At 48.0% G+C, this 26,811-nt stretch carries 24 protein-coding genes; 17 read left to right on the top strand and 7 right to left on the bottom strand.

Annotated features, from left to right (window positions below; translation table 11 throughout):
- Positions 1 to 8 precede the first annotated feature (8 nt).
- The 9 genes from OHJ21_RS06255 (at position 9) to OHJ21_RS06295 (ending at position 9,765) form a co-directional block, all read left to right on the top strand.
- Positions 9 to 1,733, top strand: coding sequence for an extracellular solute-binding protein (locus OHJ21_RS06255; RefSeq protein ID WP_486019554.1), 1,725 nt, complete (start codon positions 9 to 11; stop codon positions 1,731 to 1,733).
- A gap of 82 nt (positions 1,734 to 1,815) precedes the next feature.
- Positions 1,816 to 2,706: an ABC transporter permease gene (locus tag OHJ21_RS06260; RefSeq protein ID WP_127590294.1), complete on the top strand. Its 891-nt coding sequence runs from the start codon at positions 1,816 to 1,818 to the stop codon at positions 2,704 to 2,706.
- 20 nt (positions 2,707 to 2,726) lie between these two features.
- A complete protein-coding gene (locus OHJ21_RS06265; protein ID WP_100536834.1) occupies positions 2,727 to 3,614 on the top strand; it encodes a carbohydrate ABC transporter permease in 888 nt (295 codons plus the stop codon).
- 28 nt (positions 3,615 to 3,642) lie between these two features.
- A complete protein-coding gene (locus tag OHJ21_RS06270; protein WP_100536835.1) occupies positions 3,643 to 4,929 on the top strand; it encodes a Gfo/Idh/MocA family protein in 1,287 nt (428 codons plus the stop codon).
- Positions 4,930 to 5,145: 216 nt separating this feature from the next.
- Positions 5,146 to 5,691: a hypothetical protein gene (locus tag OHJ21_RS06275; RefSeq protein WP_486019555.1), complete on the top strand. Its 546-nt coding sequence runs from the start codon at positions 5,146 to 5,148 to the stop codon at positions 5,689 to 5,691.
- 301 nt (positions 5,692 to 5,992) lie between these two features.
- Positions 5,993 to 7,150, top strand: a complete 1,158-nt coding sequence (locus OHJ21_RS06280; protein ID WP_486019556.1) for a type III polyketide synthase — start codon at positions 5,993 to 5,995, stop codon at positions 7,148 to 7,150.
- Entirely contained in the window at positions 7,137 to 7,859 is a 723-nt protein-coding gene (locus tag OHJ21_RS06285; protein ID WP_486019557.1) for a methyltransferase domain-containing protein, read from the top strand. The genes OHJ21_RS06280 and OHJ21_RS06285 overlap by 14 nt, the downstream gene beginning before the upstream one ends.
- A gap of 61 nt (positions 7,860 to 7,920) precedes the next feature.
- Positions 7,921 to 9,072 carry an NAD(P)/FAD-dependent oxidoreductase gene (locus tag OHJ21_RS06290; protein WP_486019558.1) on the top strand — a complete coding sequence of 384 codons (1,152 nt, stop codon included), beginning with the start codon at positions 7,921 to 7,923 and terminating at the stop codon, positions 9,070 to 9,072.
- A gap of 144 nt (positions 9,073 to 9,216) precedes the next feature.
- Entirely contained in the window at positions 9,217 to 9,765 is a 549-nt protein-coding gene (locus tag OHJ21_RS06295) for a DinB family protein (protein WP_486019559.1), read from the top strand.
- 99 nt (positions 9,766 to 9,864) lie between these two features.
- Here the strand turns inward: OHJ21_RS06295 and OHJ21_RS06300 are convergent, their stop codons facing one another.
- Both OHJ21_RS06300 and mscL read right to left on the bottom strand, forming a co-directional pair.
- Positions 9,865 to 10,326, bottom strand: coding sequence for an OsmC family protein (locus OHJ21_RS06300; RefSeq protein WP_486019560.1), 462 nt, complete (start codon positions 10,324 to 10,326; stop codon positions 9,865 to 9,867).
- A 241-nt stretch (positions 10,327 to 10,567) separates the two neighbouring features.
- Positions 10,568 to 10,966, bottom strand: a complete 399-nt coding sequence (gene mscL / locus OHJ21_RS06305; RefSeq protein WP_486019561.1) for a large conductance mechanosensitive channel protein MscL — start codon at positions 10,964 to 10,966, stop codon at positions 10,568 to 10,570.
- A 475-nt stretch (positions 10,967 to 11,441) separates the two neighbouring features.
- Between mscL and OHJ21_RS06310 the strand changes: the two genes are divergently transcribed.
- Positions 11,442 to 12,938 carry an Lsa family ABC-F type ribosomal protection protein gene (locus tag OHJ21_RS06310; protein WP_486019562.1) on the top strand — a complete coding sequence of 499 codons (1,497 nt, stop codon included), beginning with the start codon at positions 11,442 to 11,444 and terminating at the stop codon, positions 12,936 to 12,938.
- A 273-nt stretch (positions 12,939 to 13,211) separates the two neighbouring features.
- Here the strand turns inward: OHJ21_RS06310 and OHJ21_RS06315 are convergent, their stop codons facing one another.
- The 4 genes from OHJ21_RS06315 to OHJ21_RS06330 all read right to left on the bottom strand — a co-directional run bounded on the left by OHJ21_RS06315 (position 13,212) and on the right by OHJ21_RS06330 (position 17,783).
- Positions 13,212 to 13,382, bottom strand: a complete 171-nt coding sequence (locus OHJ21_RS06315; RefSeq protein WP_486019563.1) for a DUF1796 family putative cysteine peptidase — start codon at positions 13,380 to 13,382, stop codon at positions 13,212 to 13,214.
- 455 nt (positions 13,383 to 13,837) lie between these two features.
- Positions 13,838 to 14,725 (bottom strand): TetR/AcrR family transcriptional regulator, encoded by an 888-nt coding sequence (locus OHJ21_RS06320; RefSeq protein ID WP_486019564.1) that lies wholly within the window; start codon positions 14,723 to 14,725, stop codon positions 13,838 to 13,840.
- 93 nt (positions 14,726 to 14,818) lie between these two features.
- Positions 14,819 to 16,270, bottom strand: a complete 1,452-nt coding sequence (locus tag OHJ21_RS06325; RefSeq protein ID WP_486019565.1) for an alpha/beta hydrolase family protein — start codon at positions 16,268 to 16,270, stop codon at positions 14,819 to 14,821.
- 52 nt (positions 16,271 to 16,322) lie between these two features.
- On the bottom strand, positions 16,323 to 17,783 hold the full coding sequence (locus OHJ21_RS06330; RefSeq protein ID WP_486019566.1) for an MDR family MFS transporter: 1,461 nt from the start codon (positions 17,781 to 17,783) through the stop codon (positions 16,323 to 16,325).
- A 377-nt stretch (positions 17,784 to 18,160) separates the two neighbouring features.
- On the opposite strand from OHJ21_RS06330, the gene OHJ21_RS06335 reads away from it, so the two are divergent.
- Both OHJ21_RS06335 and OHJ21_RS06340 read left to right on the top strand, forming a co-directional pair.
- Positions 18,161 to 18,535, top strand: coding sequence for a VOC family protein (locus OHJ21_RS06335; protein WP_100536851.1), 375 nt, complete (start codon positions 18,161 to 18,163; stop codon positions 18,533 to 18,535).
- A gap of 195 nt (positions 18,536 to 18,730) precedes the next feature.
- Positions 18,731 to 19,876 carry an NAD(P)/FAD-dependent oxidoreductase gene (locus tag OHJ21_RS06340; protein ID WP_486019567.1) on the top strand — a complete coding sequence of 382 codons (1,146 nt, stop codon included), beginning with the start codon at positions 18,731 to 18,733 and terminating at the stop codon, positions 19,874 to 19,876.
- 138 nt (positions 19,877 to 20,014) lie between these two features.
- On the opposite strand, the gene OHJ21_RS06345 is transcribed toward OHJ21_RS06340, so the two are convergent.
- Positions 20,015 to 20,506 (bottom strand): DUF2798 domain-containing protein, encoded by a 492-nt coding sequence (locus tag OHJ21_RS06345; protein WP_394056242.1) that lies wholly within the window; start codon positions 20,504 to 20,506, stop codon positions 20,015 to 20,017.
- Between the two features lie 177 nt (positions 20,507 to 20,683).
- Here OHJ21_RS06345 and OHJ21_RS06350 point away from each other — a divergent pair, with 177 nt between their 5' ends.
- The 5 genes from OHJ21_RS06350 to OHJ21_RS06370 all read left to right on the top strand — a co-directional run bounded on the left by OHJ21_RS06350 (position 20,684) and on the right by OHJ21_RS06370 (position 26,759).
- Positions 20,684 to 21,040, top strand: coding sequence for a PadR family transcriptional regulator (locus tag OHJ21_RS06350; RefSeq protein WP_394057435.1), 357 nt, complete (start codon positions 20,684 to 20,686; stop codon positions 21,038 to 21,040).
- Between the two features lie 22 nt (positions 21,041 to 21,062).
- Positions 21,063 to 21,779, top strand: a complete 717-nt coding sequence (locus OHJ21_RS06355; RefSeq protein WP_100536855.1) for a pentapeptide repeat-containing protein — start codon at positions 21,063 to 21,065, stop codon at positions 21,777 to 21,779.
- Between the two features lie 199 nt (positions 21,780 to 21,978).
- On the top strand, positions 21,979 to 22,587 hold the full coding sequence (locus tag OHJ21_RS06360) for a TetR/AcrR family transcriptional regulator (protein WP_100536856.1): 609 nt from the start codon (positions 21,979 to 21,981) through the stop codon (positions 22,585 to 22,587).
- 2 nt (positions 22,588 to 22,589) lie between these two features.
- A complete protein-coding gene (locus OHJ21_RS06365; RefSeq protein ID WP_326115178.1) occupies positions 22,590 to 23,183 on the top strand; it encodes a GNAT family N-acetyltransferase in 594 nt (197 codons plus the stop codon).
- A 390-nt stretch (positions 23,184 to 23,573) separates the two neighbouring features.
- The gene (locus OHJ21_RS06370) at positions 23,574 to 26,759 is read left to right on the top strand and encodes a bifunctional cytochrome P450/NADPH--P450 reductase (protein ID WP_486019568.1); all 3,186 of its coding nucleotides are present in this window, start codon (positions 23,574 to 23,576) and stop codon (positions 26,757 to 26,759) included.
- The last annotated feature ends 52 nt before the right edge of the window (positions 26,760 to 26,811 follow it).

Raw genomic sequence — 26,811 nt, forward strand, 5'->3', positions numbered from 1 at the left:
AAGCAATCATGAGATGGATCAAGCTAGCGAAAATGATGTTGATTAGCACGATGACGCTTTCGGTAATGGCTGCATGTTCGAATCAGGTAAAAGAATCTGAGGGGACGCCGGCCAAAACCTCTACCGAGGATGCAAAAACCAGTACTGCACCGCCCGAACCTCTCGGCAAATATCCTGAAACGGTAACGGTCACGCAAGTGCTCGGCTACAATCCGCCGGAAGACCCGCGGACGCCTCAAGGGATTACACCTGAACAGAATGCTTACTTCAAAGATCTCAAAGACATGCTGAACATTGAGGTTCAGTACAAATGGACGGTGCCATCCAGCCAGTTCGAACAGAAGTTTTCGTTAGCCATGGCTTCGGCGGACCTGCCGGATATTATGGAACTGGACCAGAAGAACTTCGAGAAGCTGAAGAAGCAGGGTATGCTTGCCGATCTAACCCAAGCTTACAACGACTACGCTTCGCCGGCACTGAAAAAATACATGGAGTCTGACGGCGGCTTTGCGATGAAGACGTTTACGTCGGAAGGAAAGCTGCTTGCGATTCCCGGATTTGAGGATCCGTTCCTGTCCACTCAGCTGCTCTGGATCCGCAAGGACTGGCTCGACAACCTGAATTTGCAGCCGCCGCAAACCATGGATGAGCTGGAACAGGTTGCAAAGGCCTTTGTGCAGCAGGATCCGGACCAAAACGGTAAAAGTGACACATACGGTATCGCGATGCAGAAGAATCTGTTCTTCTGGGGCTTTGACCTGAGGGGCTTCTTCAATGGGTTTGGTGCTTACCCGTCCATCGGGGACAACCAGTCGGCCTGGATCAAGGACGACAGCGGCAAGCTTATACCTGGTCTCATTCAACCGGAAGTAAAGACCGCGCTGGGCAAGCTGCAGTCCTGGTACAAGGAGGGGATTCTGGATAAAGAATTTGCCTTGAAGGATGAGAACAAGTCTGTTGAAGATATTACCGCAGGCAAGGTTGGTATTTCCTACGGCGAATGGTGGTATCCGAACTGGCCATTGAATCTCAATGTCGATAAAGATCCTAAGGCAGAATGGATTGCCCTTCAGATTCCTGGACTGGATGGACCCGGGAAGTCGATGGTACCCAAGATTCGCAGCAATAAGCTCGTGGTCGTGAACAAAAAAATGAAGAATCCGGAAGCCGCCATTAAGATGATCAACTTCTACATCGAGATGGGCAACAAGAAGTACATGGATCAGAATAAAGCGGAAAAAGGATATGTATACAATTGGTTTAACCCACGGATTTATAATCCGGCCCAAATCGATACGATCTATACGGAGGTTAACAAAGCGCTTGACGCGAACCAATCCGAAATTACGCTGGATGACGAGAACTACAAAAATGTGGCGGACGTCTTCAAAGCAACAAAGGATTACCTTGCAGGAAATACCGCAGATGCCTCGAAAGGCGTGAATTGGGGCCAGTATTTCAGTCGGGCGGCGAAAGACGGCGGCTGGGGAATGACGCGGCAAATCAAAGAGAGTCAGGCTTACGTGAACAATGAATTCTACGGCCTTCCTACGGCAACGCAGGTGGAAAAGGGATCCCAGCTCGATAAACTGATGCAGGAAACCTTCACCAAGATTGTCATGGGGGCTTCACTGGATGAATTCGATAAATTCGTTCAGAGCTGGAAGTCGCTTGGCGGCGATCAGATTACGCAAGAGGTCAACGATTGGTACGGCCAGCAGAGTGCCAAATAATCTTTGAATGATAGAACGGGAGGATGAGCCTTGATGAAGTTGGCAAATTCCTCCCGTTTTAAATGGACGGGGAGGTTCATCTGTGAGAACGCTAAAAAAAGAATATCTGCTGCATTTGATGTTGCTGCCTGGAGTTATCGTCACATTGATTTATGCTTATGGACCTATGGCCGGTCTTGTCATGGCTTTTCAACAATTTGAGCCGCTTGCCGGGTTCTTCCACTCGGAATTCGTTGGCTTTGATAATTTTCGCTATGTATTTGAACTGCCTGATTTCAAGCAGGTATTGTGGAACACCATTGTCATTTCCGTATTTAAAATGATTTTGTTTTTACTGGTGCCTCTAATCCTGGCACTGCTTCTCAATGAAGTCACCCGAAGATGGTTCTCGCGTTTTATCCAATCCGCCATTTTCCTGCCGTTCTTTCTGTCCTGGACGGTGCTTGGCGGCGTCATCATTGAATTGTTCTCCTTAAATGGTCCGGTGAACGGCTTGGTGGGCGCACTGGATATGGAACCGATCATGTTTATGCTGGATAACCACTGGTTCCGTGGGATCATCATCGGTTCGGACGTATGGAAAGGGATGGGCTATAACATGATTGTTATGCTCGCTGCCATAACAGGAATCCATGCCACGCTGTATGAAGCTGCTGAAGTAGATGGAGCGGGAAGATGGAAGCAGATGATTCATATTACGCTCCCAGGCATGGCACCGATTCTCATCCTGCTGGGTGTATTAAGTCTTGGCGGAATTCTCAACGCCGGTTTCGAACAGATTCTGATCATGTACAACCCGACGGTTTATGAAGGGGCGGATATTATCGATACCTTCGTTTATAGGCTCGGAATGTTCAGTCAGCAATTCGGACCTGCCGCCGCAGTCGGCTTCTTTAAATCGGTCATCTCGCTGGCTCTCGTGGCTGTGACGTACTATGCGGCTTATAAATATAACAACTATCGGATCTTTTAGGCTGGAGTGGAGGTAGGAAAATGCACAAACCAACGATCAGCAGAAGGCTGTTTGTAATCGTGAATACGCTGGTTCTAACCGCAATCACCTTGCTCGGTATCATTCCGTTCATTCATTTGCTCTCGATTTCGTTAAGCTCGAATACAGCGGCGATGGCGGGGGAAGTGAGGCTCTGGCCAGTCGGCTTTAACCTGGATGCTTATCGGTACTTGGGCGAAAAGGTCGAGTTTTTTCGATCATTTCGAGTTTCGCTAACGCGGGTCGTGCTCGGGACGGCAGTGAATATGTTTTTGGTATTCATCACCGCGTATCCCTTATCGAAATCCAATCATCAATTTAAGTTTCGAACACCGTACGTGTGGTTTTTTGCCATTACGATGTTTTTCGGCGGGGGCTTGATTCCAACCTACATGATCGTGAAGAATACAGGCTTGATTGACTCCGTTTGGGCTCTGATTCTGCCTGGGGCACTCAATGTATGGAACATGGTTCTGATGCTGAACTTCTTCCGAACGATTCCGAAGGAGCTGGAGGAGGCGGCAACGATTGACGGTGCCGGACACTGGAGAATATTATGGCGTATCTACCTACCGGTTTCGCTTCCGTCCATAGCGACGATCGGCCTGTTTACCATCGTGGGACACTGGAATGCTTGGTTCGACGGAATTCTATACTTGAATTCACCGGATAAATATCCGCTGCAAACCTATTTGTCCACGCTCATCATGTCGATCAATTCCCAAATGACTTCGATATCGATCGAACAGATCAAAGCAATGGAGAATTTGAGCGAGAAAACGCTCCGGACTGCCCAAATATTCATGGGCGCGCTGCCGATCATGATTGTGTATCCGTTCCTGCAGAAGTATTTTGTCAAAGGGATGACGGTCGGAAGCGTCAAAGAATAAGTGCTTGCATAAAAAGGAGAAGAATCGGATGAATAAGGTTAAGGTTGCCCTCATCGGAGCAGGACTGCGAGGCATCAATTATATGGAATATGCCCTGCTGCATCCCCATGAGCTGGAGGTGGTTGCCGTCGCGGAACCGAATCGGCAGCGGAGGGAACAGTTTCAAGCTAGGCATGGTCTTGAAGACGCGGCGTGCTTCGAGAATTGGGATGATTTCTTTGCAGGGCCCAAACTCGCGGACGCGGTATTGATATGCACCCAGGATAAGCAGCATTTCGAGCCGACAATCCGGGCGCTAGAGTCCGGTTACCATGTGCTGCTGGAGAAGCCGATGTCACCGGATCCCGAAGAGTGCATCCGGATGGGCGAGATGGCTTCGCAGGCCGGCCTGGTGTTTTCCATCTGTCACGTGCTGCGGTATACGCCGTTTTTCACGACTTTAAAGGAACTGCTGGAGCGTGAGACCATTGGCCAATTGATGTCGATCCAGCATAACGAGAACGTGGGCTATTGGCATCAGGCGCACAGTTTTGTGCGGGGAAATTGGCGTCGTAAGGAAGATTCCAGTCCGATGATTCTCGCCAAGTCCTGTCATGATCTCGATATTTTGCTCTGGCTTGCCGATGCCGATTGTCTCCGGGTATCCTCTTTCGGTTCGCTGAGCCATTTTACGGCTGCGCAAGCACCGGAAGGCGCGCCCAAACGGTGTTTGGACGGATGCCCGGTCTCGGACCAGTGCCTCTATTATGCGCCTGATCTATATTTGACAGAGGATACGAATTGGCCAACGTCGGCGATCAGCGATGATATGAGTTATGATGCCCGTTACAAGGCGTTGCTGGAGGGACCATATGGCCGCTGCGTATACCATTGCGATAATGACGTGGTGGACCATCAGGTCGTTAATCTGGAATTTGCCAATACCGTGACGGCGGCATTTACGATGAGTGCGTTTACGCGAGATGTCAGCCGCACGATCAAGCTGATGGGAACCCGTGGGGAAATCCGCGGAGCCATGGAGAAAAACGAAATAGAGATCATTCATTTCGGCAGCGGCAAGATCGAGCGGATAACATTTGAGGATAGGGGCGGGCATGTCGGCCACGGCGGCGGTGATATGGGTCTGATCAAGGATTTTCTGAGGCTGGTACAGACAGGGGGAAGCGATCAAGGGCTGACTTCGGCAAGTCGTTCCGTTCAAAGTCATCTCATGGCGTTTGCCGCTGAGCAGTCGAGAGTGGATGGGAAGGTCATCTCAATAAAGGAATTTGAGCAGCAGTTCAACACGCAAGTAAGCACGATGTCCGGGAAATAATGTGTAGAACGCAAGCCCGATTGCAGCTTCAATCGGGCTTGTTTTTGTATTTTAACGACAAGGAATAGGCACCGCTCGATGCAGGTCTCTAAGGCACAACGCCAAGTGGCTGGGTATGGTAAAATAAACCCAGTGCTTGATAGAAGAACAAATAGATCGGCCGGAATATGACCGTTTTTTTTGAATGCTTGTTTTAACTGATAGGAGTTGACGACTATGAGATATCTAAAAGATATTCAGGAGCCGGGGATGGGAACCTGGTATTTTGAAATAGACAACAACGGCACGGCTTATAGGCAGATCGTTCTTGATGAGGATGGCAGCTGCATTACATCCAACCGGAAGCACGATTCCTATCATTTCATGCTGGCGGAGCACCCTCTTGATCCGGAGGAACCCTATTATACAGAGATCAGTCAAGCGGCATTCGAAGAGCTTTGGATGGAACAGCTGCAAGCTGGCCAGATGGACTGGCATCGGACCCAACGTTTATTTCCAGTCGGCGCTAAAGTGGAAGGCTTCATCGAGGCCTTTTTTCCGCAAGGCACGTTGATTAACCTGCTGGAGCCGGGGGCCGTAGGCTTGGCGGACACGTCCAATCTGAAAGCAGGTGCCCCTGCTGAATGGATGTATCCTTGTTATCGGGTCATTGCTGAGGTATCCGGTTACGATGAAGTAAACCAATGGGTGCTTCTTACCGAAACAGAAATTCCGGGAAGTCCGTTTGACGAAGCTGAACTTGGCAATAAAGAAGGAGTATAGGTGATCGAAAGGAGTATGTTATTACTCTGCCGTTCCATGGGGAAAGGCTATGAGTGGTTGTACTTTAACAACGTTCCGTTGATGGATGAATCGGTCACATCCTTAATAATGAGCTCAGGAAACCACGGGAAACGTGGTTTTTTTTGCGATTGCGGACATGCGTATGAAGCGTTTGGTTTGAATTGGATATAATTTGCTATGCTCGGGATATCCTAATTGCAAGAAGTATATCTTTGAACGAATTCAAAATGCTCAGGGAAGGGTAATCAAGTATAATTCCAAGACGAAACAGGAGGTTAGCATGAAACATACAAACGGTATGTCCGATGCTGCGATTCTCGGGATGGGTACGGCATTGCCGGCACATTCAGTGGCACAGTCGGATATTGCGGATTTAATTGCCTCTACGCTGCAGGATAAACCCGATTTGGCCCGCTTTGCTCGAAGAGTATTTAGATCCTGCGGTGTCGAAACTCGTTATACTTGCGAATCCAACTACCTTGGTCCATTGGAAGAATGCCGCTATCTGCCTTCCCATGACGAGTCAGATATCCCGACAACCGAGGAACGAATGGATACATACAAGCGGGAGGCCCTTCCGCTTGGCGTAGCAGCAGCCGAGAAGGCGTTGAAAGATGCCGGTATGTCACCGGATCGAATCACGCATCTCATTACGGTCAGCTGCACGGGTCAATACCAGCCGGGTATGGATGTACTGCTGGTCCGTCAGTTGGGGCTTTCTCCACGGGTCAATCGTCTGCCGTTGATATTTCAGGGATGTGCTGCGGGTCTTAAGGCGATTCAAATGGCAAGGGATGTTGTAAGGGGAGCGCCGGCATCGCAAGTTTTGATTGTGTGCGTGGAGCTTTGTACCCTTCATTTTCAGCCGGTCAAGGAGAGGGAAGCGCTGTTTGCAGCCTCGTTTTTCGGGGATGGGGCCTCATCCTGTGTTATCGGTCTTCCGGAAACGAATCATCGGCATTATTTGGAGCTCGGCCCGGGTTATTCGGTCTTGCTCCCGGATTCAACGGAGGATATGACGTGGGAGGTAGGCAATACAGGCTTTGATCTTTTTTTATCGCCGCGTATTCCGAAGCTGCTCGGTATTCACCTGGAGGAAGAACTGCGTATTCTGCTGAAGGACGATAAGCTTCCGGAATTGTGGGCCATCCATCCCGGTGGACGGGGCATCGTGGATTCCGTGCAGGAAGTCATGCGCTTGACCGATGAACAAACCAAATACAGCAGGGACATCTTAAGAACGGCAGGGAATCTCTCCTCCGTGACCATTATGTTTGTGCTGAGTGCGATGCGTAAGGAGATGCTAGAGCTGGACAAAGCTTCCACGGAAGGGGTAGCTATGGCCTTCGGGCCAGGCCTGACAGCGGAGCTCATGCGTTTTACCTACGTAAAGGCTTATGCGTCATCGGTTAAGGAGCAGGACCATGTCCTTCTTTAGAACCTTGTCCATCCGGGCGCAGGAAGATGAGCTGATGGATGACTTCTCCATGGGAGGGGAAGAGTTAATTGAAGCGCTGAAGCACTTAAGGCGGCTGAATCGGATCTTCGCGGCGCCGGGACCTACCCTGAACGGCGTGGAGAAGCTTTGGAAATCGATGGGCAGCCCGAGCACCCTTAGCATCATGGACGTAGGGGCCGGTTCAGGCGATGTGAACCAGAAGCTGCTGCAATGGTCGGATCAAAGGGGCATCAAGCTGAATATTACCTTGGTCGATATGACGGAAGAGGCATGCGATGAGGCTAGACAACTGTTTCAAAACGAACCGAGAGTTCGAGTTCGGCGCGCCGACGTTAAAGATGTCCCCGGTGCATCGGCTGATATCGTGACCGGTTCCCAGTTCATCCATCATTTCCAGGGCGATCAGCTGGTGGAGATGGTGACACATATGCTGCGAGCCTCTATTCACGGGGTCGTAATCAATGATATTCATCGGCATCCGGTACCCTACACGGCTGTCTGGATTACGACGCGCATCATTTCCCGCAATCGCTATATTCGCCATGATGGTCCGTTATCGGTTGCAAAGGGGTTTAAAGGGAGAGATTGGAGAGAGTTGAAAAAGCAGCTTAATCTCGACACCATGACCTATGAATGGAAGCCACTATTCCGTTATTCCGTTGTTATCCCGAAAGATCGGACACCCTAGTCATCTACTCGTTTCGGAAGCCAATGTTCTTCATGTAAAGCTATAAGGCAGGTGTTCATATATGTCAAAGCAAGCGGATGTCATAATCATCGGAGCGGGAGTAGCCGGCACCAGCTGTGCACTACAGCTTGCAAAGCAAGGGCATCGTACGATATTGCTGGATCGGCAATCATTTCCGCGCCATAAAACCTGTGGTGAATTCATGTCGCCAGAGACCCAAGAGATGCTGGATTATCTAGGCGTCCATCTAATGGGTGAAGAGGTTAAGCCTAGTTCCATGGATTATGCCAAAATCGTGATGTCACACGGCGGTGAGATTAACGCTCCGTTACCGGGACAGGCAACCGGCATCAGCCGCTATGAGCTGGATCGCCTTCTTCATGAGAATGCAGTGAACGCGGGTGCGGAAATTGTCACGGGAACAACCGTGACCGGTATTCAGAAGCTGGGTGATCATCGGTATGAAGTCGATGCGAGGCAAGGGAACGAGCGCGTTCGATATGAGGCAAGGGTCGTCATTGGTGCATATGGTACAAAAAAGCCGCGTAGCGTGGCCCCTGCCGAGGAATATCGGGATGACACCGTCTATGTCGGCGTAAAATCGCATTTTAGCGGCATTACGATACCGGCCCGTGTTGAACTGTATTTTTGCGATGGGGGTTATGTCGGGATTTCGCCGATTGAAAATGGAACGGTCAATGTGGCCGCGTTGCTGTCCTTGAACTCCGTGCAGGGCAGCGGCAAATCGGTGCCTGACATTCTCCGGGCCGCTTCACGCACGAACAGAAGGTTGGCCGAACGGATGGCTGAAGGAGAGCCTGTATCGGGAACGCAGGTATCCATTGCTCCGCTTCGTTTATCCCATACACCGCATCCATGGTCGGAATATCCTCACATCGGCGATGCGATGCTGATGCTTCCGCCGCTGTGCGGGGACGGGATGTCGGTTGCTCTGCGATCATCATTGCTATGCTCTGGCTGGACAGACAAATATTTAAAGGGAGAAATAAACTTCGTTCAATGGCGAAAACAATATACACTTGAAGCCAATCGTACGTTTACGGAGCTTCTCAGAAGGGCAAGGAGAATTCAGAACCTCGCTTTCGCCAAAACCAATCGCTTCTATCCAGGCATCGCCAGGATGATTCCAGGATTGGCTTCCTATATCGTAAAAGCTACCCGGTTATCCGAATCGGGCATAGGCACGAGATAATAGCCGCATAATAATTGCGGCTTTTTTGTATTAGTTATTCTACGGATATATGTTGACATTAAACAAACATTATTTTATTATGTTTATAATAAAATAGACAAAAACAAACAATGTTTATAAATTTGCACAGAATGGAGGGGTGGAATGCAAGATGGACAATTTTCACCTAATCCGACCGGAATCATTCGAAGTACTCTTGATTTCCAGTTCCAAATCGCTTGGCAGCTGCTCGACTTGCATCTCGCGGGGCTTCAAGACGAGGAGTTTCATTGGCGACCTGCTTCAAAGGGGCTCCACGTTTACCGTGAATCTGAAATCTGGCTGGCAGAATGGCCGGAATCCGAGGAGTATGAAATGGGCCCGCCGAATATATCATGGCTGACATGGCATATCACATACTGGTGGTCTATGGTGCTGAATCATTCGTTCGGCAGTGGGACATTGGCCCGTGAAGAGATCCATTCTAAGGGTAACATCCAAGAGACCAGGGATAGAATAAATGAATTGAGCAGCGAGTGGAAACGGGAAATGTCGGCTTTGACGGACGAAGCGTTCCTTTCTACGGAACGAACGTTATGGCCTTTCATTGATAAGCCTTTTCATGAATTGGCAGCCTGGCTCAATCTAGAACTGATGAAAAATGCGGCTGAGATCGGTTATTGCCGTTTCCTTTATGCTGTTCACAACAAATAATCCAATGATCCATGGGACAATCCATCGTATAGATGACGATGAAAAAGAAGGGCTGCTAAGTTGCTTTGTGCAACCTGGCAGCCCATATATGTAGATGCATTAAGAATTTGTCACTTCGTTCTCGATGACGATGCGATTTAGCTTCAAATGTACCGGCGCAGCTATCGTGTCGCCCACTGGGCATTTACGCTCCAGGAATTCAACGAACTGCTCAACCTTCTCGGCGGGCGAAGGGGTTTTGATGTAGAAGGTGTACCGAATATCGGAGTATCCTGGGCGTACGTCCGAGCGGTTAAAGAATCCGTCCAGGTCCAGGTCGCCTTCTACCTCAACTCTGAAATCTTCAAGGATCACATCGAATTTTGGCGCATATACACGGGCCACGATCGATTGGCATGCCCCCAGGGACGCGAGCAGAGCTTCAACGGGGTTCATTCCGGTATCCGTACCTCCAAGGCTTTTCGGCTCATCGATGACTAACTCGAACTGCCTTACATTAGTAACAACCTTGACCCCTTCTTGCAAATGGGCAGTTGCTTTGAACGTTTGAACACTCGGCATATACCACATCTCCCTTTATGGACAGCCCCATACGGTGGGGGTGATCTGTCTCTCAATGAAAATCTATACTATATTACTAGGTTTAGTAAGGATTATAATTCTATTTGGCATGATCTGTCAATCAAACATGAGTGGGAGGATATGGCGGGCGTTTGTATTCCTATGGGAGAGAACTGGAAGAAGGAGAAAAAAAGAGAGCGTGTTCTCGTATCGAAAACACACTCTCCAGATCGGATGCATATTATTTTTCGGAAGCCTTATTTTGTTGTTTCAGCAAATCGCGAATTTCTGTCAACAACAGTTCTTCCTTTGATGGAGTCGGCGGTTCTTCCGCCTTCGTTTCTTCCTTACGTTTAAAGCGGTTCAGTGTACGGATGAACATGAAGATCGAGAAGGAGACAATCAGGAAGTCTACGACCGTTTGAAGAAATACTCCATACGTCAGGGTTGCATCCCCGATTGTCGCCTCTAGTCCGGATAGATCCACCCCGCCAAGAATCAATCCAATCACCGGCATAATGATATCACTCACCAATGAGGATACGATTTTGCCAAAAGCAGCACCAATGATAACCCCAATGGCTAAATCCAGCACGTTACCTTTAAGCGCAAAGGTTTTAAATTCTTTTAACAAATTCATAATACGTCACCTTTTCAATCCAAAATGTAGGGCGGCCATTAATCTACCACTGAAATATCCTATCAGCTACTAGTGGAATGCGCAAGATCGTTAAGTCGTATTTTTTACGGAAACGTAGGCGAGCGGCCGCTTGCACGTACAGGTTGACCAACAGGCGGCATTCATGTTAAGTTTTTTAATATTCACACGATAACGGGATCAGTTCAAGGAGGGATAAAGCGATGACTGAATTAGAGGTTGTAGATGTTTATGTGAACCTGTCGATACTGGGAAGCATAAGACAAGGTTCACACCATAACCAATCAGATACCGGAACTTTATCCTTCTATACTTATACGCAGGCAATTTAGCGATGGCTTGATCTTCGCTTGTTTCTTTATGGTATAGTTGGTTAACGTAGCGAAGAACGCACCGGATTTCTGGTGTTTCTGCGCTTTTTTTCGTTCTGAAATTTTACCGTAGAGGAAAGATGAAAATGTCATTAATCAATGTTTCTAACCTTTCGTTTGCTTATGATAGCAGCTATGATCCAATATTCGAACAGGTGAGCTTTCAAATCGATACCGATTGGAAATTAGGATTTACCGGAAGAAACGGCAGGGGAAAAACCACGTTTCTCAATCTGCTGCTAGGCAAGTACGAGTACAGCGGGAATATTTCGGCCTCCGTGAGCTTCGAATATTTCCCTTACCATGTCGAGAACAAGGAATATCTCACTCTGGATATCATCGAGGAGATCTATCCGGAGTATGTTCATTGGCAAATTGTGCGCGAGCTTAACTTGTTAAAGGTTTCGGAAGATGTACTGTACCGGCCTTTTTCGTCATTATCCAACGGAGAACAGACCAAAGTAATGCTGGCTGCGTTGTTTATCAAGGAAAACCGCTTCCTCTTGATTGACGAACCAACCAATCACCTGGACATGCATGCGAGAAAATTGGTCAGCGACTATCTCAGCAAGAAAAGCGGATTTATTCTGGTATCTCACGATAGATCATTCTTGGATCACTGTGTAGACCACATCCTGTCCATCAATAAAACCAATATCGAGATCCAAAAAGGCAATTTTTCCGCATGGTGGGAAAATAAACAGCGACAGGATCAATTTGAGCTTGCCAGTGATGAGAAACTCAGGAAAGATATTAAACGTTTAACCGATTCTGCCAGAAGAACGGGGAATTGGTCGCACGAAGTGGAAAAATCCAAAAACGGCACCAGAAATTCAGGCTCCAAAGTAGATAAAGGTTATATCGGCCATAAGGCAGCTAAAATGATGAAACGCTCCAAAAACTTGGAGCAGCGACAGCAGTCCGCCATTGAGGAAAAATCGAAGCTGCTTAAAAATATCGAGAGTTCCGAGAGTCTGCAGATGTTCCAACTCGATTATCATAAAAAACAGCTGGTCGAGCTGGAGCGTGTCTCTGTTTCATATGGCCCTAAGACGGTGTGTGAAAACCTGAGTTTTACGATTGAAAAAGGGGACCGGATTGCCCTTTCGGGTAAAAACGGTTCAGGTAAATCCAGTATCCTTAAGCTGATATGCGGAGAAGAGATGCAATACACGGGTCATTTCAGCAGGGATAGCCAGCTTAAGATATCCTATGTATCTCAGGACACGTCCCACCTTCAAGGCAGTTTGACGGATTATGCCATAAGCAGCGGGATTGATGAAAGCCTGTTTAAATCCATACTGCGAAAGCTCGATTTCTCCAGACTTCAATTTGAAAAGGATATTTCGACTTATAGCGGGGGACAGAAGAAGAAGGTGCTGATCGCTAAAAGCCTTAGTGAGCATGCTCATTTGTACGTTTGGGATGAACCGCTTAATTTTATCGATGTTATCTCTCGTATGCAAATTGAAGAGCTGTTGCTCGAGTTTGCACCGACCATTCTGTTCGTGGAGCATGATCGTGCATTTTGCGACAATGTGGCCACAAAGATCGTTGAGCTTGATGGCAATCAAGAAATTTAAGGAACAACAAGACCGTTATCCCGAGAAGGAACGGGAGTATGTATTAGCTAGGCAATGTTCCTTAAGAGGATATTTCAAAAAAAAGCTGTCCGCTGATTAGCGGCAGCTTTTTTACATTTCATTGTCATGTCAACTGGACGTTCTTACAGTATACCTAGACCTTCCAGTAGCCGGTCAAATACAGTTCTTCCATCGCTTGATTCCAAATGGACTCATCATTTGGACGGTCGATGGGGCCTGGAGGGTGCAAACGCCGTCGATCCCCCAATCCAATTAGTGCAGCTCAATAACCGGGGTAACATCCGAAATCGAGCTCGATATCATCCAATCAAGCGGGAAAGAAAAGCGTCTTCGTTGACGTTGCCGTAAATTGACTGATGGCCCGCACCAGCTGCCCAAGCTAATGATCACATCGTAGGCGCCTTTTACATCCACCAGCTTCACAACGTCACCACTCTCTCATGTACATCTATAATTATCGTATTCAGCCTGTTTTCAAGCCGTATGGACATTCATAAATAGGGAACCGTCTGTTTTGATCAGCGTGTCTTACAACAATGTAAGCTTGTAGAAAGGTTAATCGATAAGAGAATCTTTCATTATGGTTTAGACTGGAGTTAATTGAACATATAAGAAGGGGATGTAGGATGAGGAATGTGATGATGATTTTATTTGCAATTACAAGCATTATGCTTATGGGGACGTGCAGGGAACTGGAGTTAGAACAAGCAGAATGCGGGGAGATACATTGAAATGGGGATCAAGCGAAGGTCGAATACAAGTGACATCATACGCACCTAAAGAAAAGAAGCCGCAAAACATGCAGCTTCTTTTCTTTGAATGATTCGAAGGTACAGATTCAATGTGAATAGACAGACAGGGCTTCCTTGGTTATCCTCTCAATGACTTTCTCGAACCAACTGCTGCAGTTGATTGGTGTAGAAAGTCAGCTCATTCTCCGAAGACAGATCCTTTAGCAGCGCTTGGATCAAAAAGGAACGTGGACGTTCGGCAGTGAACTCTTCCCGCAGCATCGCCGTTACCTCAGACAAGTCTTTTTTTCTGGAGTTCGTTATGGACATATCCGGGATAATCGACTCGATTGTATCCATCAACGCCGTTCTTCGTATTTCCTGCGTATAGGTAAGTGCTTCTAAATCAATCATCGAATATTCCTTCATAAGTTCGTCGGTGAGTAGGGGACGGGGAGCACGTTGTTCCAATCCCAGCACGAGATCATCCATTCGCTCAGCGATGAAAACAGCCAATTCCTTTTGAATGAGCGGTTTGAATCCAAACAATACATGAAAGGTAAACTCTCGGATCAATCCGTTAAAGACGGCCGTAGCATCCCATTTCCATTCCTCTATGGAATCCCCGTAATGACGGAGCAAAATATTCTGGTAATAACGAAACATATTCAATTGGAGCTGATGAATGACGGTGCCGATCTTGTCACTGTTCGCCGGTGGGAGCTCGTTGTGATCACGCGAAATATAATATCCATGCTCGATGAAAAAATCGAATTGGTAAGCGATCTCCTCAATAAATGTTTCCCTGCGGGATAAGCCTTTTTTGCGGATCTTCTCTACGGCATCAATCATATCTTGCTGTCGTTTCTCCAGAATACGGATGTACAGCTCTTCTTTGGAACCATAGTATTTATAGATTGAGCCTTTAGCGATGCTGCAATCATCCGCAATATCTTGAATCGAAGTCGCTTGATATCCTTTTTCGGCAAAGGAACGAATAGCCGATTGCAATATTTTTTCTTTTAACAAGCTCATAGCGTGGCCCCCTTAACGATGTACAAAAAAACGGATTCGATCATTATCATATCGTTTTTTGCAGAGCTAATCCACAGGCACAAAAAAGGCACCTTATTCTTGAACGAGCATAATATCCGGATATTTCTTCGACAGTTCATCCATGGCGTTATTCCGTATTCCCTTGAGATGCTGGTCAAAGAAAGCAACGCTTACCTCGTTTATGATGCGATGAACCGACCTTGGATCCTCTCCCGGGTTAGGCAGCAGCGGAGAGAATAGATGAAAATCCGTATAACTCATATGGGAAGTATGCGGAATCGTCATCGTGTATCCGCCTCCCTGCAGAGCATTCATGCGACGCCTTACCGTTTCCTCCCAAAAATCTTCGTAATACTCCCGTGTTTGGCCGCTTTGTGCCATGGCTTGATCCAGCGAGTTATCGAATATCGACTTATCGATACTCTTCTCACCATTCATCTGTAAATATGGCTTGTTTAGCCCCGTGCCGGGCATCGGGTCTCCATATAAGGTTCCATCCATATTGATCGCAGCCTTGATACGAGAATTCTTCAGCAGCATCTGGGCAGCGGTGACTCCACCGTAAGAATGCCCGAACATGCCGATTCGCTCCAGATCAAGCCGGCCGGTAAAACGGTCCTGTTCATCCTGTTCATTCATTTGTTCAAGCTGATTCAAAATAAAGGATACATCCTGAGTCCATAGTGTCATGTGCTCATCAAGCGCTGTAAAACCTGAAAGAGTGTGCTGGTTGATCAAAATCTCCCGGCCGTCCGGGTAAACCGTGGCAGCGGCATCATAGGCATGGTCGATTCCGACCACGATGTATCCATGGCTGACCAGTTCTTCGATCTGGAAGGTATTCTGGTTGCGGAAACCCGTCATGCCATGTGAAAAGATCAAGATCGGATATTTCCCCTCAATGGAAGACAGCGGGGTATTGCTGTAGGCATGGGTCTCCACAAGGCCCAGATGGCTTAACGTCCAAGCAGGGAAGGACAATGCCTGTTCAAGACCTTGCGTAATGGCTGCTACGTCACGGATATAGGGTTCGGCTTCTTCACCCGAGTCGGGTTCGGAAGGATACCATATCTGTGCCATCAGCTCGCGGTGATCCGTCGGATCGGCAGAGTACTCATCGGGCCGTTCATAGTCAACAAAGTGGTATACCGCTGTTCCCACAGAATAGGGCCCTTGAGGTTGATTAAATGCGAATACGGGGAGCAAGAGCGGCAATGCGACCATGACCGATGCGTAAAAGAACAACACCGTGGTCCACAACCAGGCTATCCACCTATTCTTGCTCTTACTGCGTTGTTGTTTTTCATGTTTTCTAAAAATGATGCAAATTGTCAGGATAACGGAAGCCGCATAACAAGGAATCATTTGCCATCGGCAATCCTCCACGATGATCTGCACAACCGTAACGATATATAACGCGATTAACGAGTAGATCAACCGGTTTTTCTTCGATCGGGGTCCCCAAATCGTTGCTATAGCCAGAGCGATAATGAATAGTATGATAACCATTTCTCCGAATCTCAAGTAAGTTCCTCCTATGTTTAACGGTTATTGTGGTTGATTCGATATCTGCCTTTTAATCGAACGAAGATTCATCGGTAATTTGTTTTGGTTTTCTAAGAAATAAGCTGAGAACCAGTCCCATACATGCGATGCAGGCAGCCAGGAAAAAGGTGTCCGCGAAGGAGGCTGCATGGGATTCCAGCGGGTTGGTTCCAACAGGGTTACTCGGCAGGTTTGATGTCATCCGGGAAGATAAATATCCAGTGAACCCGGCGACGGCAAAAGAAGCGATCACCTGCTGCGACGCACTTGTAAGTGGAGTAACCCGGCTTACAAGGTGCTTAGGCGTTGCATTTAATACATGCGTATTCAGGGACATCATCGATAACCCCATGCCGGAGCCCATTAGAAACAGCACGATCATGATAAGGAATAAAGGGGTATCGATTCGAACAAAGGACATCGTGAACAATGCAATGCTCATCAGTGTCATTCCGGCCACAAGCGGGGGACGTGCTCCCACTTTATCAAACAGCTTGCCTGCCATAGGCATAAAGATCATGGAACCGACTGCCTGTGGCAGCAGGATTAGCCCGGTCGTCAGCGGAGTGAAACCTCTAATCTGCTGCAGCAGCAGCGGGAACAAAAGCACGGAGCCGAACATGGCGGCCTGCATGATCCAGGAGATGATGATACCGCGTGTGAAATCAACCGATTTGAACGCACGCAGTTCGAGCAACGGTTGTTTTTGCCGTAAGCAGGACCAAATGAAGAGAAGCAGCGCGATTCCGCCGATGATGATTCCGGACAACGTTCTGGTGGAAGTCCAGCTTACCCCTCCCTCACTGACTCCATAAGTAATCATGGCAAAAGCCACGGGTCCAAGTATCATGCCAACCATGTCCAGGGACGGAGCCTCCTTTCCTGGAAAGGAAGGCAGATGTTTGATTCCCACGAATAATCCGATCATGCCAATGGGGAGATTGATCAGAAAAATCCATTGCCAGCTGACAAACTCAATCAACCATCCGGATAATACGGGACCGAGCGCTGGGGCAAGCAGTAATGGTATTCCAAACATTCCTATAATAGAACCTCTTTTATCCGGAGGCGCCAAACGGTACACCATGGCCATTCCGATCGGCGATACCATGCCGCCCCCCATTCCCTGAATAACCCGGAAGGCGATGAGCTGCTCGGCTGACTGGGCAAAAGCACATAACACGGATCCTATCGTAAACAATCCGATCGATATGAGAAATACCCGTTTAGGCTGAAATTTATCCGACAGCCAACCCGCGAGAGGGATAACCGCTGACAATGCAAGAGTGTATGCGGCTATCGACCATTGAATGGTATGCAGGGGACTATCAAAATATTGAACAAGCGTAGGTACAGCGACATTTACGACGGTGCTGTCCAACAGGACCATGAAGGTGCCGATGATGACGGCAAGTAATGGCGCCATAATGTCCTTGATTGTAAAAGCTCTTTCTTCCGGGGTGTTACGAACAATTGCAGATGGATCTGACATGATGGTGAACCTACTTTCTTTGAAAATTTGCAATAATGAACTAATTAGTTTTCTATAAAACCAATAAGTCATTTATAATAGTAACGATGAACGTTTGATGTGTCAAACGGGTACCCATCAAGTTTTTTATCGAAAAAATAACATTTCGATATACTCGTCCATCTAATCTTATAGAGGGCCCTCAAAAGGAGATGAATATCGTGCGAGAATTGGAACATGAAGTCAAGAGAGCACAGCGAGGAGATCGTGAAGTCAAAAATCGCAATGAATAAGAAATATAAATGCATCTGGCATGTTATGATCTGAAGAGAAAAGGAATCATAGAAGCAAGCTGGTTATGACATTTATCTTACTTATGCGAGGGAGTGTAACAATCGATGATTAGCAAAATTGGTCAAATTATGGTGTATGTGAATGATCAGGATCAAGCTGTGAAGTTTTGGACTGAAATGGTAGGATTTCAAGTCATAGCTGAAGAGAACAACGGTGAAATGAGATGGATTGAAATCGCTCCTACGAAGGAAGCAGAAACAAGCATCATTCTGCATGATAAGGAACTCGTAGCCAAAATGTCGCCAGGATTACATTTGGGCACACCTTCTTTAATGTTTTTCACGGAAAATTTCGAGGCGCTGCACAGCCATTTAACCAGCCACAATATCACGGTCGGTGAAGTGGTAACTATGCCTTCCGGCAGAGTTTTCAACTTTGCGGATTATGAAGAAAACTATTTTGCTGTCATGGAAAAATAAGAGTAACCGAGCCATACGATCAACTATAGATGGTATGGATGTAAAGTCGCCTATATGGCGGCTTTTTTGTATAGAAGAAATGTTCCTGCTGACATGCTTTAGCCACCGTTCCAAACCCTTAGATGGTGGACGTTATACTTTTTTCCTGTATTCGCTATAATGGATACAGTGATTTAAGGAAAGGGATGTCATGCAATGAAGAAAGTGATTGTCATTGGATCAGGAATACTAGGGGCATCGACTGCTTATCAGTTGGCAAAAATGGGAGCGGAAGTCCTCATGATAGACCGCAAAGATAAAGGACAGGCTACGGATGCCGCAGCAGGCATTATCTGCCCCTGGCTGTCGCAAAGGCGGAATCAGGCGTGGTACCAACTAGCCAAGGCCGGCGCACGTTTTTACCCTGAGTTAGTGAAAGAACTCATCAGCGAAGGCGAGACAGAAACAGGCTACGCACAAGTCGGTGCTCTTAGCATTCATGACGATTTGGATAAAATCCGCAAGATGGAGGAACGGGCTCAAATTAGGAAAACAGATGCTCCGGAAATTGGTGAGATTACCCGGCTGAATGAGGAAGAAACCCATGAACGTTTTCCTTTGCTAGGTGAAGGTTATCATTCCGTTCATATTAGCGGTGCCGCCCGTATTGATGGTCGTGCGCTGCGCGATGCGCTGATCCGGTCCGCACAGAGGAACGGGGCCAAGCTTATAAACGGGGATGCCGCATTGTTATATCAAGGAAATCGTGTAACCGGAGCAACTGTCGGAGCCAATAGCTTCGCGGCTGATGAGGTTATTGTTTGTGCCGGTGCATGGGCTAACCAACTGCTTCAGCCATTAGGCATTCACTTTCAGGTTCGTTTTCAAAAAGCCCAAATCATGCATGTAGAGGCGGCTGAGCAAGAAGATACAGGCAGCTGGCCTGTCGTCATGCCGCCTTCGGATCAATATTTGCTCTCTTTTGATAACCAGAAGATTGTGATCGGAGCGACTCACGAAAATGATGTCAAAGGCTACGATACGAGAGTGACAGCCGGCGGCATGCAGGAAATCCTGAATAAAGGATTGGCCTTGGCGCCTGGACTAGCTGACAGCACGTTTCAGGAAGCGCGAGTCGGGTTTCGTCCGTTTACACCCGGTTTTCTTCCGGTTATCGGTGATGTCCCTGGCTGGGAAGGCCTTATTACGGCAAACGGGTTGGGTGCGTCCGGACTGACGATGGGTCCATTTATCGGGAGCCAACTTGCAAAGTTGGCGCTTCGAATGCCGCTGGATATCGACATCCGGGATTATGATGTTCGTAAAGCTATGGATGAAGCCCAAGCATGGCCGTCCAGCTGATCGGAACCATGAATCAGTCATAGCAAGTTTCCGTATGTGTGGACACGTATGGATGTGGATGTATGTGCAGATGCATACTTGAATATAAATAAGCCGCGATAAGTCGCGGCTTATTTGTTATGGTGAAGCTTCCGTACTCTAAACGGTCGTGAAGGATTCGTTCATGCGGCTTGCTTTCAGCTTGCCAAACAGGAATCGAACGGTCGGGCCTACAATGAGGAGCTGAAGCGGCAAAGCAAACACAAAATTTTTAATGAAAATGGAGAAGTAGCTTCCAAGCAGCGATTCTCCTCCTAGGCCGTTTGCATAGTAGGAGGACGCCAGTCCGTATATGGACATAAAGGTCACCATTCCTATCACCATAAAAAATGCCATCGCCACGATCATGATGATTTTACTGGAATTGTTGCGCGTTAATGAAAACACGATTTTTTTGACGGCGGGTCCGACAACAAACAACTCCAGCATGAAGGCAATCATAAAGCCCAGAACGAATTGCATGAGCAGGGCTACCAGTGATATTCGTCCGATTAATCCGTTAGTAATCAAATTGTAAGTCGTCATCATGATGACCATCCCCACACACATCATCATACCAAAATAAAAATTCTCTTTCTTCGTTGTTGGCAATTTCCTCATCCTTTCTAGTTACCTTTGTCATTATAGAGATGGGGAAAAGCTCCTCGTAAGTGAACATTATGTGAACATTTACTGAAAAAGTTTCTGCTGATAACCGATTCAAAATTGAGTATAATAATCAATTGAATAATACAACTGGCGATATACCTTGACAGTCATAGTAATGTGATGTACATTTTATACGTGGAGGTGATCGCCGTGGTAAATAAAATCTCCTCGGACCTACTCAGGGGACATACGGATACGATTATTTTGAAGCTGCTCCAGAGCGGCGATAAGTATGGTTATGAAATATCGAAATTAATACATGCCAATTCCGGAGGCGAGTACGAGCTTAAGGAAGCCACCATGTATTCAAGTTTGAAGCGACTCGAACATGACGGGAATATAACTTCCTACTGGGGGGATGAGACCCAAGGAGGAAGAAGGAAGTATTACAAGGTAACCGCTAGAGGACGGGAAACGTATGAATTGAACAAGGAAAACTGGGAATCCGCTAAACGCATTTTGGATCATTTACTTTAAAAAGAAAGGCGGTTAACATGCCATGCAGGATCAATTAAGAAAGTATTTGGACGGCATCTTTTCGCCGTATGAGGATTTGAACGAAGTCAAGGATTTGAAAGAGGAATTGTTCCTTGATCTGAGCGAGAAATGGGTTGATTTGAAGGCTCAAGGTTATGGGGAAGCGGAAGCATACCGGCTGACGATCAATTCCATCGGAGACGTGTCGGAAATTATCGAGAGCATCACGGTTAAAACCCGGGAACTTCAACGGAAGATAGGGATGGATTTATCGAAAACCAATTTGGTGAATTCCGATTTTCAGCAGGTAACCGTTCATGATGGGAAATTCAATTACAGCAACCTGCGCGGGTCGGACTTTAGCAACGCGGATTTGACCCACAGCTCTTTCAAGTGCAGCGATCTTCGGAACGTCATATTTGATGGTGCAAACCTTTCGCACGCCAAACTCACGATGGCCGACTTGACGAGCGCAAGCTTCAACGGCTGCATTTTCGATCAAACGGATTTCAGCAAATCGGATGTATCCGGCGTGAGTTTTGATAACCAAACCTTTACGGGCACCAATTTTAATTATACAGGCTTGGCGAAGACCTCCTTCCGAAATGCCGTGTTTCACAATGTCTTATTCAAAACCAATGCAAAGAAAGCAATCTTCGACGGTGCGACCATGGATAAACTGACCTATGCCCTGCTGAAAGGCAGCAAGGCCGATTTACGGAATGTAACGGTAGTCTAAACCATTTCGGAGGAGGAAAACGGATATATCATCCGGTTCGTGCACGACTCCATTCAGAATATATATTCAGCCGAAATAGGTCGACCAAGCAGTTTTGGTCGGCCTATTTTTTTACAAAAAAACATTCATTGTTGGCTTGTTGATACAATCACAATATTTTATAATGAGTAAAAACTCACTCATAAAAAGGAGAAGCAGCTTGCCACGTACAAAGGAACAATACGAAGAAATGCGTAACGCAACCAAACAAAAAATACAATCTGCCGGGATGCGGCTTTTTGTTCAAAAAGGGTTCGGCTCCACGAATGTGCAGGACATAGCAGATGCAGCCGGTATTAGCATTGGGCTTTTATACCGGCATTACAAAACAAAAGAAAGCTTGTTTAATGAACTTGTTGAATTTGCGCTTGACGGCTTGATCCAAATCATCCAAACCTTCGAGAACGCTGATTCACCGAAACAACTCTTGGCGCAGTTCGTTGACGAAATATATCGCGATATGCAAGATGGGGAAGAGCTTGCCAATTTGCTGATACTCATGAATCAGTTGTTTTTCTCCGGTGATGGAACCAATCGGAAACAAGCTGAGGTTTTAGAGGTAAATGGTCGGCTGTTGCGTTCTACCGCCGAACTTATTAAGAAGGGACAGGAGTCAGGCGATTTCCGTTCCGGAGATGCTCATCAAATGGCCGTGTTGTTTTATTCGGCATTGCAGGGCCTGGCTGATATGAAAGTGATTTTGAAGAACAACTTTGTGATGCCATCCCCGCGCGTACTCACATTATTCCTTTTCAAGGAGGAAGATTGACTATGTTTACAGTTAGGAAAGCCGATCAATTAGGAATGGATGCAAGGGTTCAAATGTCCCGTATTTTTGCAGAAGGATTCTCGCAATGGCTTGGATATTTCTCTAAAGATAAGGAGCAAATCGCCAGAGCCTTTGCGCACATGTTTAACCTGGATCAATTTTATGTTGCCGTTGCCGGCGAGAAAGTGGCTGGGATGGCTGCATGTTCTGACGGCACCTCTTTATCCGTGAAACTCAACAAAAAAGAGCTGCGGGAGCATTTGGGATTATATAAGGGCAGCCTTGCGCACATGTTTTTGAAAAAGGAATTTGAAACGCCACTTGCGAATCCGTCTCCGGTAAAGTGTTCGATTGAGTTTGTAGGGACGGCCGCGGAATATCGAGGACAGGGGGTAGGCTCGCTGATCATAGGCCATATACTTGAAGCTTCTCCATACCGTGAGTTTTTAATAGAAGAGGTAGCCGATACGAATATACCAGCGATGAGACTCTACGAAAAGATGGGGTTTAAGGAATACAAACGGACCACGATTCCCCCGAAGAAAGCAGGAAAAATAGGCATTAATCATATCGTATCTCTAAAGCGCGTAAAATGAGGATTACGGCTAGGATCCACTCAGCGTAGATCCGTGAATGTCAGCTTGCATGTAGGTTATGGCCATTTCGGTTCAAACAACATTCTTCATTCATAGTCCTAAAGTTTCAATAACGGATCATATCCTGGTTGAAAAGTAATAATCGAATATCAGCGGACCTAATGGATATTACGGACCTCCGACAGATGTGCGGGATATCCAGATCATGATAGGGTAAAGGCAGGATCAGGCAGCCATTGTAAGTGAAAACGAACGATGCAGCGTCGAATCCTCCTTTTTTATTTTAAAATGACCACATTACGATTTTGGTCATTTGGTTCTGTCGAGATTCATCCCGCCCAGTATAGGGGCGAATACAAAGAGATTAAAGGAATAATGGAGGGAGATAGCATGACACAAACCAAGTTAGTGCCTCAACCTAAAACCTACGGTCCGCTCGGCAATCTGCCGCTGCTGGATTCCGCCGCTCCGGTCCAATCCCTTGTGAAGGTGGCCTCGGAGCTCGGACCGATCTTTCAATTTCAATATCCTGGCGGACGCAAGGAGCTGTACGTCTCGGGACATGAATATGTCAAGGACGCTTGTGACGAGAAGCGTTTTGATAAACGAATCTGGGCACCGCTTCAGAATGTTCGTCCGTTTGCGGGGGATGGACTGTTTACGAGCGCAACGCAGGAGCCCAACTGGAAAAAAGCCCACAACATTCTGCTCTCCAGCTTCAGCCAGCGCGCAATGCAAGGCTATCATACAAAAATGGTCGATATTGCCATGCAGCTCATCCAGAAATGGGCTCGGCTCAATCCCGACGAAACCGTGGACGTTCCTGCTGACATGACGCGCCTGACGCTGGATACCATCGGCTTGTGCGGATTTAATTTCCGGTTTAACAGCTTCTACCGCGAAGACAACCATCCATTTATCGATAGCATGGTGCGGGCGCTTGATGAGGGCATGAACCAGCTTCATCGTCTGGGCATCCAAGACATGTTTATGATTAAAAAGAAGCGGCAGTTTCAGGAGGATATTCAGTTCATGTTCTCCCTTGTGGATGAACTCATCCAAGATCGCAAGACGCATGGCGGTGAAGAGGGGGATTTGCTCGCGCATATGCTGGAAGGCGTCGATCCTGATACAGGCGAGCGCCTCGATCATGAGAACATCCGTTACCAGATCATCACGTTTCTTATCGCGGGGCATGAGACGACTAGCGGCTTACTGTCCTTTGCCATTTATTTTTTGATGAAAAATCCGGATACCTTGCATAAGGCGATAAGCGAAGTGGACCGCGTCCTGAAAGATCCCGTTCCGACCTATAACCAGGTGAGGGAACTGAAATACGTCCGCATGGTACTCAACGAGTCGCTGCGCTTATGGCCAACGGCTCCTGCTTTCTCGTTATATGCGAAGGAAGATACGGCGATCGGCGGAACCTATCCGATCAAGAAGGGGGATAGCGTAACGGTCTTGATCCCAGGACTCCATAGAGACTCGCGTGTGTGGGGAGACGACGTGGAAGCGTTCAGACCCGAACGCTTCGAGGATCCGAGCAAGGTGCCGCATGACGCCTACAAACCGTTTGGTAACGGACAACGGGCTTGCATCGGGCAGCAGTTTGCGCTGCAGGAAGCAACCTTGGTGCTTGGGTTAGTGCTCAAATATTTTGAACTGATCGAGAACCAGCCTTATGAGCTGAAGGTGAAGGAAACACTCACACTGAAGCCGGAAAGGTTCCATATTCAAGTTCGAAGCCGTCAAGACGGGACTGCACTTTTGGTTCCAGGAGGAGGTAAGACGGTGTCACCCGAGTCGGAGAAGCGGGAGTACGTCACGTCCGAAACCTCTGCGGCACATGCCCATCATACACCGCTGCTCGCGTTGTACGGTTCCAATCTGGGCACGGCAGAGGGAATTGCCAGAGAGGTGGCGGATGCTGCGAAGCACCAAGGGTTCGACAGCCAGGTCGGCGCACTGGACGACTTTGCCGGAAAGCTTCCGAAGGAAGGGGTCGTAGTTATTGTTTCTGCCTCGTACAACGGGCAACCGCCATCCAATGCCAAAACTTTTATGGAATGGCTGGAAACGGCGGATGAATCCGAAATCGAAGGCGTCCGTTACGCGGTATTCGGCTGCGGAGATCACAACTGGGCAAGCACGTATCAGCGCATTCCCCGCTTCATCGACGAGCAGCTAGCCGTCAAAGGGGGACAGCGTTTACTCCAGCGCGGCGAAAGTGATGCAAGCGGCGATTTTGAGCGGGAAGTCGATGAATGGACGGAGCATTTATGGCCGGATCTGATGCAATCGCTAGGACTACCTCTTATGTCCGTAAATGAGCCGAAACGCAGTGCTTTGTCCGTCCAGTTCGTGCAGGGTGCGGCCGCCGTTCCGCTGGCGGAAACCTACCACGCCGTGACGGGGCGTATTGTCCACAGCCGCAATCTACAGCATGACGACAGCGGAAGGATCACGCAGCATATCGAAATCTCGCTGCCTCCGGGAACGGAATACCGGGAAGGAGATCATCTAGGGGTGCTTCCGGTCAATCCGATGTTACTGGTTCAGCGTGTTCTCCGAAGATTCAAACTGGACGCGGATGCACACCTTATTTTGTCTGCTGAAGGAAGAAGCGGTGCACATTTGCCCACAGGCATTCCTGTCCGCCTGGACGACCTGCTCTCCCGCAGCGTGGAGCTGCAGGATCCGGCTACAAGAGCGCAGATTCGGGAAATGGCCGCTTGTACGGTATGCCCGCCGCATGCCAAGGAGCTTCAGGAACTGCTTGCGGAAGCGAGCTATCAGGCCGAAGTGCGGGCCAAACGGATCACCATGCTTGACCTGCTGGAGCGATATGAAGCCTGCGAGCTGCCGTTTGAGCGGTTTCTTGAGCTCCTGCCTCCATTGAAGCCGAGATATTATTCAATATCCAGCTCACCGAAAGTTAGCCGGAATACGGCAAGCATCACGGTCAGTGTCGTGCGGGGTAGTGCTTGGAGCGGCAAGGGAGAATATCGGGGCGTAGCTTCCAACTATTTGGCCCAAATGGAAACAGGAGCGGAGATCTTGATGTTTATACGCTCCCCTGAGTCGGGCTTTGCGCTGCCGGAGGACCCGGCGACGCCCATGATCATGATCGGACCGGGTACGGGCGTGGCTCCGTTCAGGGGGTTCATCCAGGCAAGACAAGCGCTTCGGGAGGCTGGTCAAGAGCTGGGTGCCGCGCATCTGTATTTCGGCTGCCGGAATCCGGAGCAGGACTATCTATACCGCGAGGAGTTTGAGCAGGCGGAGCGAGAAGGGCTGGTCACCCTGCATACGGCCTTTTCGAGGATTGACGGTGTAGACAAATGCTATGTCCAGCATTTAATGAAACAAGACGGAGCTTTATTGTTGTCGCTGCTTGAGGGAGGAGCGCAAATGTACATTTGCGGCGACGGCTCCCGGATGGCGCCTGAGGTGGAACAAACGCTGATCCGTTCCTATCGGGACCGACATGGCGTGAATGCGGAAGAGGCTGCTGCCTGGTTATCCGGACTGGAGGCCTCGGGACAATATGTAAAAGACGTCTGGGCCGGATAATCATCATGCCAGCGGAAATCGCACCCTAAGACTACGATCTCCTTGCGATCCC

The organism is Virgibacillus sp. LDC1 (assembly GCF_025792345.1).
Classification (GTDB): domain Bacteria; phylum Bacillota; class Bacilli; order Paenibacillales; family Paenibacillaceae; genus Paenibacillus_AQ; species Paenibacillus_AQ lautus.